Raw genomic sequence first — 12,582 nt, forward strand, 5'->3', positions numbered from 1 at the left:
CGCCGTGCCCGCCTAAGGCGAAGGCCAGACATCCTCTGCGTGCTAGCTCGTTCCTCGCTTCTGACGCACGCTGCCGGATGCCTGGCCTTCGCCTTTCAGCCACCCCCCGGACGTTGTCCGATTCCGAGGTAGGAGGAGAAGGCTTCGTGGCCTTGGACTTTGAGGGTCCAGTCCGGGCGTTTGAAGGTGCTTGGCGTGAGGCGGACTTTGTGGACTTCCTGGACTGAGTCTCCCCAGCCATCGCGGAAGATGCCGTTGGGTTCGTAACCAAGGCTGGTGGAGACGCCCAGCGACTGTTGATTCCAGGAGGCAGCCTCGGACTCGGCTACTTCGGCGCCCAGGTAATCAAAGGCATAGCTGACGACGGCGGCCCGCATCTCCTTGCCGAACCCTTGCCCTTGGGCGGACTGCTTGAGCCAGGAGCCAGTGCCGACTGTTTTCAAGGTGTTGAAGTTCTTGGCGCCGATGTCCTGGACGCCGAGGAACTCGTTGTCATTCCAGACCGCCAGGAGGAGGGTCCAGGATTCCTTGGTGAAGTTGGCGCGGCAGCGCCAGTACCACTGGGCCATATTGGGAGCGAGTTCATTGTCCGGGAGATCGGTCCACGGGGTGCTGAACGGGCTCTTGCCGGGCTCGTGGACACCTGAACGCGCCGCGGCGACGGCGGCCGGGATGTCGTCGTCGAAAACTGGGCGGATGATCAACCTCGGGGTGGTGAGGGTAAGTCCGAACGGGGGCCAGATGTCTGCCAGCGATGTCATCGCCGTAGCTTAGCCCGGCGGCGGGAGCCATGCGAGTCACGTCGCAAGAAGCTCGTCGAGGGGTTGGGTCTCGGGACTTTGGAGCTTCGATACTGCCGAGAGCTCGCTCCTCGGCGAGGGGCGGGCGCTCAGGCGGCCGGGCCGATGTCCCACGGGATGTGGCGTCGAACGTCCGTGAGGTTCATGGACTCAGCCAGGAAAAGGTCGTCCAGCATGTACTCGTCCACGGCCAGGATCTTCAGCCAATGTCCTTTTCCCGACGAGTCCCCGTCGAGGCTTTGGCTGGCAACGCAAACCCCTGTGCCGGCGTCGATCCTGATCAACGTTCGTCCGGTGTGGGCCAAAGGCTCGGCAGGATCCGAGGGAACATAGGTCCTGCTGCGGGTGACGATGGTTTCCAACGCGAGGCGGCCTTCGTGGTCCACTTCCCGGGGTTCCTCCAGGAAGACGCGGTTCGTGTCCGGGAATTCGAGGGGAACCGGCGCGTTGCCGGCTAGTTCCACGGGATCCAGGGCAGCGGCAAGTCGGCCGTTGCCGAAGGAGGGCTCACCGTAGGCAGCCTCTGGACGCCGCCTGACCAAACCGGCGTCGTCGTAAACGGGTGTCACCAGATGGGCCGGAAGCAACCATGAGCGGCGTGTTGAGGACACGTACAGATCATCCCGGGAGTCGTTGATGCCCGTGGTGCTGTGCAGCAATTGGCCGTCCGGTGTTTCCAGGCGAAGAGCGCCCGGCCGCCTCAGCCATGCGCGGACCATGGTGGCGCCCGTCCCGGGCCGTTCCAGGTATTCGAAGCGGAGGCTCGTCCATTTCCACGGCGAAGAACGGCAAAGATTCCGGAATGTGGAGGACAAGTCGAATCCCTGTCCTCTTGCGCTGTAGCTCCCCATATCCACAGTTTACCTAGCCATTCAAGCGTGCCCTGCGGCCAAAGCGGGATAGCATCCGAGGGTGATCCGACGACTCTCCGACCTCTGGGACGCCAGCCCGCTGGGCTTCTGGCTGGTGATGGCCGCGTGCCTGTACTTCGTGGTGATGGCTGTTCGGCTCACGGTGATAGACGTGCGGAGCCACCTGTTGCCCAACCGCATTGTGTTTCCGTCGTACGCCGTGGCAGGGGCGTTGTTGCTGGCGGCATCGCTCCTGACATTCTTCGCCGATGCCGGTCCGGACCGTCACCTGTTTGCGGACCTGTTCGCTGTGCCCGGACTCAGGGTCCTCGCGGGAGGCGCTGTGCTATGGCTCTTCTACTTCGTGTTGAGGCTCATCCACCCGCCCGGCATGGGCTTTGGTGACGTCAAGTTGGCGGGTGTCCTGGGCCTCTACTTGGGGTACCTGGGGTGGAGCCACGTGTTCGCGGGGACATTCGCCGCTTTCATTCTGGGCGGACTGTGGAGCCTGGCCATCCTGATGTCTCGCCGCGGTACCCTGCGTTCGGCCATTCCTTTTGGTCCGTTCATGTTGGCGGGGGCGGCAGCTGCCATGGTGCTGATACCCGCATGAGTCTTCCCACCGCGCCAACTGCGGCCGAACTGCAACCGTGCCCGTATTTTCGCGTTCACCGTGCTGCGGCATGCTTAGCCCAGCGAGTGTTTGGATGTGCTTGAAGGCAGCAGGAGGGCGCTGTGGGACGGATCAGGTTGAAGCTCATGCTGGGAGCCTGCCTTTTCTTTGCGCTGCTGCTGACCGGATGCGGGCAGGCCATCCACAGTCCTGACCAAGCGGCCCTGTCCAGCAGCCAGCAGGGTACTACGCATCAGCCCGGCACTACCGAACAGCCCTACCCCACGCGAGGGCAGGAAACTCCCTGCGAAGGAGGACCGTTGGGCTGTTCCGAGTTCACGTCCCTGCGGGGAACCGACGACACGGGAGACGTGGCGTGGCTCGGAACGGAACCGCTGGAGATCAGTTCGTCGCAGGTGAATGGTGAATGGATCTTGTACGTTACGACACCATGCAACTGGCTGCAGGTGACAGTTTCGGTAGGCGATGATGTCCTGACACCGCTTTGGAGGGTCGCCACTGACAAAGGCTGCGAGGGGTCAACCGCCAGCTATCAGGCCTGGACAGAGGAGCTCTTTGAGCAGCCCGTGCAGTGGAAGCTCGACGGCGACACCCTCACCTTGAAGAACTCACATGCCACGATCGAATTGAAGGAAAGCTGACACCATGGGTGCACCAGAGTTCGTGCTGAAACTGCGGGAAAAGATCGGCAACGATCCTCTCTGGCTGCCGGCCGTGCGGGGAGTGGTCCTAGACGACGAAGGCAGGGTGTTGTTGGGCCAGCGTGCCGACAACGGTCATTGGGCACTGATCACCGGCATGTTGGAACCGGGGGAGCATCCAGCACCTGGGCTCGTACGGGAAATCTTCGAAGAAACGGCGGTGGTGGCCGAGACTGAACGGATCATCGGCGTCGGGGTTGTGGGGCCGGTGACCTTCCCCAACGGCGACGTCTGCGACTTCCTGGACATCACCTTCCGGTGCCGCTACGTCTCCGGGGAAGCCCAGGTCAACGACGACGAATCGCTCGCCGTGGGATGGTTCGGGTTGGATGACCTTCCGGAGATGAGCGCCGGAAACCTTGAAGCCATCAGGCTTGCCACGGAGCCCGAAGGCCCCGTGGCGTACCAAGTGGAGGACTAGCGTTACCGACGTCCCGCATCGGCTGTTGGGCGGTCCTTGTCAACGCCATCCGAAGCTTCAAGTTCCGCTTCCAAACGCGCGGTCTCGAGTCGCTCGGCCTCAAGGCGGTCAGCTTCCTCACCGCCCACAGCCTCACCGCGTGCCACCATTCCTGCAGTGTCGGAGAGAGGGATCTGCTTGAGCGTGATGGCCAGGATCAGAGCGATGGCAATGAACGGCACCAAGTACCAGAACACGGGCGCGAGGGAATTGGCGTAAGCGTTGACGATCGCGTCCCGCAACTGCTCAGGGAGCTGTGACAATGCCTGCGGATCCAACGTGCTGGTGGACTGCGAAGCCTGCTCGGCAGACGCGCCGGCGCCGGTGAAGGCCTCGGTCAACGATTCGGACAAGCGGTTGGTGAAGATCGCACCGAAGACTGCGACGCCCAGCGATGCACCTACCTCACGGAAGTAGTTGTTGGTGCTGGTGGCCGTGCCGATCTGGTCAGCCGGAACAGAGTTCTGCACAACCAGGACGATGACCTGCATGATCAGGCCCAGGCCTGCGCCGAAGATGAAGAGCTGGACACAGATCACCCAGATGGGCGTGGAGGCTGCGAGAGTGGTCAGCCACAACATCGCCGCGATGGTCAGGGCCGCACCGAGGATGGGGTACATCTTGTACTTACCGGTCTTGGAAATCCGGATACCGGAGTAGATGGACGTACCCATCAGGCCAACCATCATGGGGAGCATCAGCAGGCCCGACTCAGCCGCCGAGGTGCCCGAGGACATCTGCAGGAACGTCGGGACAAAAGCGATGGCAGCGAACATGCCCAGGCCCAGCGTGAAGCCGATAGCCGTTGCGTTGATGAAGATGGGGTTCTTGAACAGGCTCAGGGGAATGATGGGATCCTCGGCCCGGCGTTCAACCATCACAAAGGCGAAGGCAGCCAGGACCATGCCGGCGCCGAACGCCCAGGTAAGCGGCGAGTCCCAGCCCTCATCCTTCTTGCCACCGAAGTCGGTGAAGAAGATGAGGCACGTGGTGGCTGCGGAGAGGAACAGGACACCCAGGATGTCGATCTTTTTTTCGGCCTTCTTGTTGGGCAGGGTCAGGGTGAACCACGCGGTGATGAACGCCGCGATGCCAATGGGGATGTTGATGTAGAAAGCCCACTCCCACGTGAGGTGGTCCACGAAGAACCCGCCCAGCAGCGGTCCGGCCACAGCGGAGAGACCGAAGATGGCGCCCAGCGGGCCCATGTACTTGCCGCGTTCCTTGGCCGGAACGATGTCCGCGATGATGGCCTGCGACAGGATCATGAGGCCACCGCCGCCCAAGCCCTGGATGGCACGGAAGATGACGAAGCCCCAGAAATCGGTGGCGAAGGCGCAGCCCACGGACGCGAGCGTGAACAGGGCAATGGCAATGAGGAACAGGTTGCGGCGCCCCAGGATGTCACCAAACTTGCCGTAGATGGGCATCACGATGGTGGTGGCAAGGAGGTAGGCCGTGGTGATCCAGGCCTGGTGCTCCACCCCGCCGAGCTTGCCCACGATGGTGGGCATGGCGGTGGAGACGATGGTCTGGTCGAGGCTGGACAGGAGCATGCCTGCGATCAGCGCCGAGAAGATGATCCAGATGCGTTTCTGGGTCAGCAACAGCGGTTCTGCTGCCTTCGAGAGTGTACTCATGCGGGGTCCTTCGAGGTTTCAAGGGGGTTGGGGCCCAATTGCTGGTTCGTGGCCAGTGGCTGGGCAAAGAGTTTCCGTGCGGCGTTGAGGTTCTGTTCGAGGATCCCGCGGTACGGGCGGGTGTTCTGCTCCGAGAAAAACTGCTGGGCTGCCTTCTTCGAGACCGCCCCGAACAACGCCGTCGCAGTCATGACTTCGGGATGCTCAGGATCCAGCCCTTCGCGGGCGGCCACCAGAGCAGCGAATTGCCGTTCCCGGGCTTCCCCTTCCAGCGTCAGGCGTGCCAGAAGTTGCGGTTCAGCTGTGATGGCGGCGATGAACTGTTGGACCTCGGTGCGGCTGATGGACGAACGCTCCATCAGGGTCACGGTGAGTACATGCAGAGCTGCCAGAAGAGTCCCGGAGATGCTGTCCGGCGTGCGTGCAGAGTTCTGGTTGAACGACTCCAAGGCGTCTGCGGGCAACTCATCCGAGAAGGAGCCGATCACAGCGTCTTCTTTGGAATGGAAGTAGTTGAAGAACGTTCGGCGCGAAATCCCCGCCGCTTCGCAGACTTCCTCAACAGTGAAACCGCTGAGGCCATGCTCAGCGGTCAGGGAACGCGCGACGGCGGTGATTGCCGTCCGCGTGGCAGCCCGCTTGCGCTCGCGGAGGCCGCCGTCGATATTTGCACTATTGCTCACAAAGTAAAGTTTTGCACTCTAAGCTGTAAAGTGCAAAAAGAGTAGGAAGTTCTTGTACAGCAGATGCCCTTGAGGGAGGGTCTTAGGGGCATCTGCTGTGCAAAAACTCCGGGGGACGACGACGGCCGGCACCTTTTCGAAAAAAGGTACCGGCCGTCGTCGTGCTGTTGAGTTTTTAGACCAGGAGTCAGGCCTTGTGTGCCGGTGCCGTCATGGTGGTGACGTCCAGGGCTTTGTCGAGCTCGGCCTCAGTGACCTTGCCTTCGCCCTCGCCGACGAAGCCGAGCTTCTCGGTGGCCTGGCGGATGGTCAGGCCTTCCTTGACAGCGATCTTGGCGATCTTGGCAGCGTTTTCGTACCCGATGAACTTGTTCAGCGGGGTGACGATGGACGGGGAAGCCTCGGCCAGGAAGCGTGCACGCTCCACGTTGGCGGTGATGCCGTCGATCATCTTGTCAGCCATGACGCGGCTGGTGTTGGCCAGCAGGCGGATGGACTCCAGGAGGTTGGCGGCCATGACGGGGATGCCGACGTTGAGCTCGAAGGCGCCGTTGGTGCCGGACCAGGCGATGGCGGTGTCGTTGCCGATGACCTGGGCGCAGACCATGATGGACGCTTCGCAGATAACCGGGTTGACCTTGCCAGGCATGATCGAGGAGCCGGGCTGAAGGTCCGGAATGGCGATTTCGCCGAGACCGGTGTTGGGGCCAGAACCCATCCAGCGGAGGTCGTTGTTGATCTTCATGAAGGAGATCGCAATGTTGCGGAGCTGGCTGGAACCCTCGATGAGGCCGTCGCGGTTAGCCTGTGCTTCGAAGTGGTCGCGGGCCTCGGTCAGCGGCAGGCCGGTGTCGGCTGCGAGCAGTTCAATGACGCGCTCCGGGAAGCCGGCAGGGGTGTTGATGCCGGTGCCCACGGCGGTGCCGCCCAGGGGAACCTCGGCAACGCGGGGGAGTGCTGCGTTGATGCGCTCGATGCCGTAACGTACCTGCGCAGCGTAGCCGCCGAACTCCTGGCCCAGCATGACAGGTGTTGCATCCATGAGGTGGGTACGGCCGGACTTGACGACGTCCTTGAACTCCACGGCCTTGCGGTCAAGGGAAGCAGCCAGGTACTCGAGGGCCGGGATCAGGTCGTTGATCAAGGCCGACGTAGCGGCGACGTGCACGGACGTCGGGAAGACGTCGTTGGAGGACTGCGAAGCGTTCACGTGATCGTTCGGGTGGACAACTTTGTCACTCCCGGCGGTTGCGAGGGCGCGCGATGCCAGCTCGGCAATGACCTCGTTGGTGTTCATGTTGGAGGAAGTGCCCGAACCGGTCTGGAAGACGTCGATGGGGAAGTCGCCGTCGTACTTGCCGGTGGCTACCTCATCGGCGGCAGCGGCGATAGCCTCGGCGAGCTCACCATCGAGCACCCCCAGTTCGGCGTTCGCCAGTGCAGCGGCCTTCTTGACGCGGGCCAGGGCTTCGATGTGGGTGCGCTCAAGCGTCTTGCCGGAGATCGGGAAGTTCTCCACAGCACGCTGCGTCTGGGCGCGGTACAGGGCGTTCACGGGGACGCGAACTTCGCCCATCGTGTCATGTTCAATACGGAACTCAGTGGTGGAAGTCATGGGGCTAGCTTAGGGCGATTGGACGCCGCACAAAAAACCCGGAGGGGAGTGCTACGTGCTCCGGCGCCGAGGCCGGAGCACGCGCTCCTAGAGCTTGCCGATCCCGGAAACGAGGGCCGCACGGCCCTCATCGAGCTTGTAGGACAGGCCAATGACAGCCACCCGGCCGTCGTCGATGGCGTCGGAAATCACACGGGAGCTGTCAGCCAGGCGGGCGGCGGTCTGCTTGACGTGCTCCACCACCATGTCGTTGACGTCTTCCTGGCTGTTGCGCTTGGCCGTCAGTACCGAGGGCGTGATGCGCTCCACAAGGTCACGGATGAAGCCGGGAGGCATCTCGCCCGTTTCCACCGCAGCCTTGGTGGCCTTCACTGCGCCACAGCTGTCATGGCCCAGGATCACAATCAGCGGAACCCGGAGTTCGCTGATGCTGTACTCGAGGGAGCCAAGCACGGCATCGTCAATGACCTGGCCGGCGGTGCGGACCACGAAGGCGTCACCGAGGCCCAAGTCAAAGATGATTTCGGCGGCCAGCCGTGAATCCGAGCAGCCGAAGATGACAGCAAACGGATTCTGGTTCTCAATGAGTGAGGATCGTCGCGAAGCATCCTGGTTGGGGTGCAGGGATTCGCCGGAAACAAAACGTTCGTTGCCCTCGCGGAGACGGCGCCACGCCAGGGCTGGGGTCAGGTAAGTAGGCACGAGCCTTACTTTACGACGCAGACAGGGCAGTCCGTGAAACTGTTGCGAGGGTTAAGCGGACGGTTGCGTCGAAGCAGGGGCCGAGGCGGGCGCACTTGCCGGCGCCGCCTGCTCTGCAGACTTCACGACGGCGGCAGCGAGCGTTGCGAACTCGTCCAGGCTCGCGGTGCCGCTCAAGATGATGGTGGTACCCCGGTACTCCAGGACCATGCTGCGCTTCTCCTTGCCGGAGTCCCGCAGCTCCCAGTCCTGGCCGCCGGCGTTGCGAGTGCCGGTGACGGGCAGGTTCTCCGTCTGCTGCAAAACCCAGGTGGGGTTGGCCTGGGTGGTCTGGGTGAGGCCAATAAAGGCCTCCTTGGGGGTCAGGAACCCAATTTCCCAAGTGGGGACGCCACTTCCCGTGCCTGATTCCCACCGGGCGTAGTTGGGCTTGAATGTGTCGCCCGTATCCGGGGTCACCGGTGTGAATCCTGCCACACCTGTGGCGTTGCGGGCGACGGCTGCCACGTCGACATCGGGCCTGAAGCCCTCGCCCTTGGGAGCCGGGTTCATCAAAACGATGGGGAGGAAAGCCAACACGCAGACGAGCAGCGCAATGACCATGCCAATGACCGACGCATTGGCCCGCTTGGCAGCTTTCGCCGCAATGACGGGTTTGTAGGGGGCATCCGGGATGGCCTGGGCATCGTTTTGGCTGGCCGCTGCAGCGTCCGATTGGTTCTCGGCTGCGGGCTTGTCCTGCGTTTCACTCACCTGTCCATGATCCCTTATCCCGACGGGGAACACACATCCGGGAACCTCACCACCGGTATCGGGGGCTGTGGTCATCCAACGACTCCGGGACCACGTGGCGACTATGATCGTTGATAGAGGAACCCCGGGTTGCCCAGCGCAACCATGTCCGGTCCCGTGAATCGTCACTCGAAGAAGAGGTTCAAGTGTCTCCTGCACCAATGACCCAGCAGTATTCCACGATTTCGCCGTCGCTCGCCGTCGGCCTCGACGAACCCGACCGCAACCTTGCGCTTGAACTCGTCCGTGTCACCGAGGCCGCGGCAATTGCCGGTGGCCACTGGGTAGGATTCGGTGACAAGAATAAGGCAGACGGCGCCGCCGTCGATGCCATGCGTTCGTTCCTTCACACTGTCCACTTCAACGGCGTTGTGGTCATCGGTGAAGGCGAAAAAGATGAAGCCCCCATGCTGTTCAACGGCGAGCAGGTAGGTGACGGCACCGGTCCCGAGTGCGACGTCGCCGTCGACCCCATCGACGGAACCCGCCTGACCGCCCTCGGCATCAACAACGCCCTCGCGGTGCTGGCAGTTGCTGAGCGCGGATCCATGTTCGACCCCTCCGCCGTGTTCTACATGGAGAAGCTCGTTACCGGTCCTGAAGCTGCCGACATGGTGGACCTTCGCCTGCCGGTCAAGCAGAACCTGCACCTCATTGCCAAGGCCAAGGGCGTCAAGGTCAACCAGCTCAACGTCATGATCCTGGACCGCGACCGCCACCGCCCCCTCGTGGAGGAAATCCGCGAAGCCGGTGCACGCACCAAGTTCATCATGGACGGCGACGTCGCCGGGGCCATCGCCGCAGCCCGCTCCGGCACCGGTGTTGACGCCCTCATGGGTATCGGTGGCACCCCGGAAGGCATCGTTGCAGCGTGTGCCATCAAGTCGCTCGGTGGCGTCATCCAGGGCCGCCTGTGGCCGACGTCGGACGAAGAGAAGCAGAAAGCCATCGACGCCGGACACGACCTCGACCGCGTCCTGTCCACCAACGACCTCGTCACCTCGGACAACTGCTACTTCGCAGCCACCGGCATCACCGACGGCGACCTCCTCCACGGCGTGCGCTACCAGAAGGACCGCGTTATGACGCAGTCCATCGTGATGCGCTCCAAGTCTGGGACGGTCCGCTTTGTTGAGGCCGAGCACCACGCATCCAAGTGGGAGACGTACGCGCGCAAGCCGTAGCCCCCCGTTGCTGTCGCGTCTTTGACGCGAAAAGCGCCCTATCGCTCTGCGGCTATCTCCTCGTACCTCGTCGATTTGATGCCGCTGACGCGACAGGGCGCTTTTCGCTGTCCGGGCACGTTTGCTTACGCGGCTCCGGTTGGCGCGATTTAGATGGGGTGGGGCATTAAGCCGGGGTGTTCCTTCGCCACCTACTTTGATTGCGCAGTCCTCGGGGCGCGCCGGGAAGCAGGGTGTGCCGGGGGCCGGACGGGCTCAAAGTGGGTGGTGGCGGTACGCGACGATTTGAGCGCGAACGGCTTAGCGGAGCTTGTCCCGGAGGCTTCTCGCTAGTTGGTAGGCACCGTAGCGGAGTTTGTTGACCGGTAGGTCCCAGGTGCCGGGGTAGGAGACTTCTCGGCCGCCGAAGGACTTCTTGAACGCCGTGAACCCGGCCCACTTGTGGTCCGGCCGGTCCTCGGGCGCCACGCCCCAGAGGTCCACATGCTTCAAACCCTTCTCCTTGGCATCAGCCATGAGTGTCACCAGGAGGGGGATGCCCGCGCTGAGCTTGCGATGGGTGTCGTCCAAGGCCGCATGGGCGTAGACACGGGTGTCATCGGAGTCGTAGGCGAAGGCAGCAGCGATGGGTTCCCCTTCCAACTCCGCTATGAACAGTGTTCCGGCGCCGGAGGGCAGCAATGACGCAGCCACCTGTGTGAGGTACTCATCGCTTTGGGGTTTGAAGCCATTGCGGGCGGCGGTCAGGTGGAGGAAGTGCAGGAGGACCGAGATGTCGGCGGGATCCTGCGAAGCCCTGAAGGTCACACCCTTTTTGTGGATGTTCCGGTACAGGTTCCGGTTGGTCGGCTTCATGCCTGCCAGGACGTCCTTGAAATCACCGTCGAGGTCCACGATCCAGCTGAGCTCAGGCTGCTGGTTGACCGGCGCGGGCCGCAAGCCGCGCGCGCGAAGGAGGGGGCCGGCGTCGGAAGCTGAAAAACCGGCCGCTGCAGGTTCCATCCGGACGAAGACTGCATGTTCCTTCGTGGCCAAAACCACCAGGGCAGCAGTGGCGGCATCGAACGCTTCAACGGATTCTGCCACAGGACCGTAGGGGGCGTAGATGACCTTGCCGGCGGGGTTCTTCTCCTCAATGGCGAGGAAGCTCCAGCCCGGACCGGACTGTTCGTGGACACGGCGGCCCAGGGAACGCTGGACAGCAGCCCACGCAGGGGTTTGCAGGAAAAACTCCATGGATCAGTTCCCCAGCCCTGTGGTGACGGCAAAGGCGATGCTGGTTTCGGTGGCTCCCTGGACAGGATGGACGTTCACGGGTGCCTCGAGATCGGGGATGAAGGCGGCCGCGCCGCGCTGGAGGCGGAGGTCGCTCTTGGGCGAGTCAAGCAGCACCGAACCGGATACGACCACGACGACGGCCGGTCCGGTTTGCGCCAGGGGAACCGGCTCGGCACCCGGGCGAAGTTCAATGCGCTGCAGCTGGAATTCCTTGAAGGGCGGCCGGTAGAGCTCCTGCCCGAATTCGGTGCCACTCGCTTCGACGCGCGGCACGCCGAGGGCTTCGAACCGGACCGTCTTCAGCAATTCCGGAACGTCCACATGCTTGGGGGTGAGCCCGCCTCGAAGCACGTTGTCGGAAGAAGCCATGACTTCCACGCCCAGCCCATGAAGGTAGGCGTGAATGTTTCCCGCAGGCAGGTACACCACCTCGCCGGGCTCCAGGGTGAGGTGGTTGAGGAGAAGTGAGTTGAGGACGCCGGGATCGCCCGGGAAGGCCTCGTTGATGTCCAGCATTGCCGTCAGTGCTTCCCGATGCGGCTCCAGCGGAGCACCGGCGGACAGGACGGCCACTACCTCGTTGATAGCGTCGGAGATGTCGCTGCCACCTTTAATCAGGCGGCTGAAAGCAGCCTTGAGGGCAGTAGTTTCGTCCTTGTCGGTGAGATCGGAGATGACGTCCTGGATGATGGCCGGGATTTCCACCGCCGCTGAATCGAGGACCTGTGCCAGGTGCTTAAAGATGCTTCGCGAATCAGCAGGGGAGCGGAAACCACACAGCGCCCTGAACGGAGTGAGCGGAAAGATCATCTCCGGTTTGTGGTTGTTGTCGCGGTAGTTGCGATCCGCCGCGTCGGGGGAGATGCCGGCTGCGTTCTCCCGGGCAAAGCCTTCCTGTGCCTGTTCCAGGCTGGGGTGCACCTGCAGCGACAACGGCTGTTCCGCTGCCAGCAACTTGGTGAGGAACGGCAGCCGCGGTCCGAACTCGGCCAGGCTCTCCGATCCCAGGAACCGCTGGGGATCGGACTCGATCAATGCGTTCAGGGGCTGGGTTACGCCGTTGGGGTGAAGGGCTGTGGAGGGGGAGTCCGGGTGGGCGCCGATCCACAGTTCGGCTTCGGGGCCACCTGAGGCCGGCCGCCCCAGCAAGTCTGCGATCGCCGTCGTCGAACCCCACGCGTAGGGTCGCAAAACATTCTCAATCTGGTACACGAAAGAAAGTCCTTATCGTTGCGCTGGACG

Annotated in this window: 13 protein-coding genes; 4 read left to right on the forward strand and 9 right to left on the reverse strand. The window is 62.9% G+C overall.

What is annotated here, in order from left to right; genetic code table 11:
* Nucleotides 1–95: 95 nt before the first annotated feature.
* The gene (locus tag RQH14_RS10240) at nt 96–761 is read right to left on the reverse strand and encodes a GNAT family protein (RefSeq protein WP_311213150.1); all 666 of its coding nucleotides are present in this window, start codon (nt 759–761) and stop codon (nt 96–98) included.
* A 128-nt stretch (nt 762–889) separates the two neighbouring features.
* On the reverse strand, nt 890–1,651 hold the full coding sequence (locus RQH14_RS10245) for a hypothetical protein (protein ID WP_311213151.1): 762 nt from the start codon (nt 1,649–1,651) through the stop codon (nt 890–892).
* A 61-nt stretch (nt 1,652–1,712) separates the two neighbouring features.
* On the opposite strand from RQH14_RS10245, the gene RQH14_RS10250 reads away from it, so the two are divergent.
* The 3 genes from RQH14_RS10250 (at nt 1,713) to RQH14_RS10260 (ending at nt 3,407) form a co-directional block, all read left to right on the forward strand.
* Nucleotides 1,713–2,264, forward strand: a complete 552-nt coding sequence (locus RQH14_RS10250) for an A24 family peptidase (RefSeq protein WP_311213152.1) — start codon at nt 1,713–1,715, stop codon at nt 2,262–2,264.
* A 122-nt stretch (nt 2,265–2,386) separates the two neighbouring features.
* Nucleotides 2,387–2,926 (forward strand): hypothetical protein, encoded by a 540-nt coding sequence (locus tag RQH14_RS10255; protein WP_311213153.1) that lies wholly within the window; start codon nt 2,387–2,389, stop codon nt 2,924–2,926.
* A 4-nt stretch (nt 2,927–2,930) separates the two neighbouring features.
* Entirely contained in the window at nt 2,931–3,407 is a 477-nt protein-coding gene (locus RQH14_RS10260; protein ID WP_311213154.1) for an NUDIX domain-containing protein, read from the forward strand.
* Nucleotides 3,408–3,409: 2 nt separating this feature from the next.
* On the opposite strand, the gene RQH14_RS10265 is transcribed toward RQH14_RS10260, so the two are convergent.
* The 5 genes from RQH14_RS10265 to RQH14_RS10285 form a co-directional block, all read right to left on the reverse strand.
* Nucleotides 3,410–5,086 carry an MDR family MFS transporter gene (locus RQH14_RS10265; protein ID WP_311213155.1) on the reverse strand — a complete coding sequence of 559 codons (1,677 nt, stop codon included), beginning with the start codon at nt 5,084–5,086 and terminating at the stop codon, nt 3,410–3,412.
* Nucleotides 5,083–5,769 (reverse strand): TetR/AcrR family transcriptional regulator, encoded by a 687-nt coding sequence (locus RQH14_RS10270; protein WP_311213156.1) that lies wholly within the window; start codon nt 5,767–5,769, stop codon nt 5,083–5,085. Before RQH14_RS10270 ends, RQH14_RS10265 begins: the two co-directional genes overlap by 4 nt.
* A 187-nt stretch (nt 5,770–5,956) precedes the next feature.
* Complete coding sequence (locus RQH14_RS10275) at nt 5,957–7,384, reverse strand: class II fumarate hydratase (protein WP_311213157.1); 1,428 nt, start codon at nt 7,382–7,384, stop codon at nt 5,957–5,959.
* Nucleotides 7,385–7,471: 87 nt separating this feature from the next.
* Nucleotides 7,472–8,086, reverse strand: coding sequence for a carbonic anhydrase (locus tag RQH14_RS10280; RefSeq protein WP_011774029.1), 615 nt, complete (start codon nt 8,084–8,086; stop codon nt 7,472–7,474).
* Between the two features lie 51 nt (nt 8,087–8,137).
* Nucleotides 8,138–8,839, reverse strand: coding sequence for a DUF4245 domain-containing protein (locus RQH14_RS10285; RefSeq protein ID WP_311213158.1), 702 nt, complete (start codon nt 8,837–8,839; stop codon nt 8,138–8,140).
* A gap of 200 nt (nt 8,840–9,039) precedes the next feature.
* Here RQH14_RS10285 and glpX point away from each other — a divergent pair, with 200 nt between their 5' ends.
* A complete protein-coding gene (gene glpX, locus RQH14_RS10290; protein ID WP_017198677.1) occupies nt 9,040–10,062 on the forward strand; it encodes a class II fructose-bisphosphatase in 1,023 nt (340 codons plus the stop codon).
* Nucleotides 10,063–10,362: 300 nt separating this feature from the next.
* On the opposite strand, the gene RQH14_RS10295 is transcribed toward glpX, so the two are convergent.
* Both RQH14_RS10295 and manA read right to left on the reverse strand, forming a co-directional pair.
* Nucleotides 10,363–11,298: a peptidoglycan bridge formation glycyltransferase FemA/FemB family protein gene (locus tag RQH14_RS10295; RefSeq protein ID WP_311213159.1), complete on the reverse strand. Its 936-nt coding sequence runs from the start codon at nt 11,296–11,298 to the stop codon at nt 10,363–10,365.
* A 3-nt stretch (nt 11,299–11,301) separates the two neighbouring features.
* Nucleotides 11,302–12,552, reverse strand: a complete 1,251-nt coding sequence (gene manA, locus RQH14_RS10300; RefSeq protein ID WP_311213160.1) for a mannose-6-phosphate isomerase, class I — start codon at nt 12,550–12,552, stop codon at nt 11,302–11,304.
* Between the last annotated feature and the right edge of the window lie 30 nt (nt 12,553–12,582).

Source organism: Arthrobacter sp. WCS2018Hpa-7, from assembly GCF_031843805.1.
Lineage (GTDB): Bacteria > Actinomycetota > Actinomycetes > Actinomycetales > Micrococcaceae > Arthrobacter.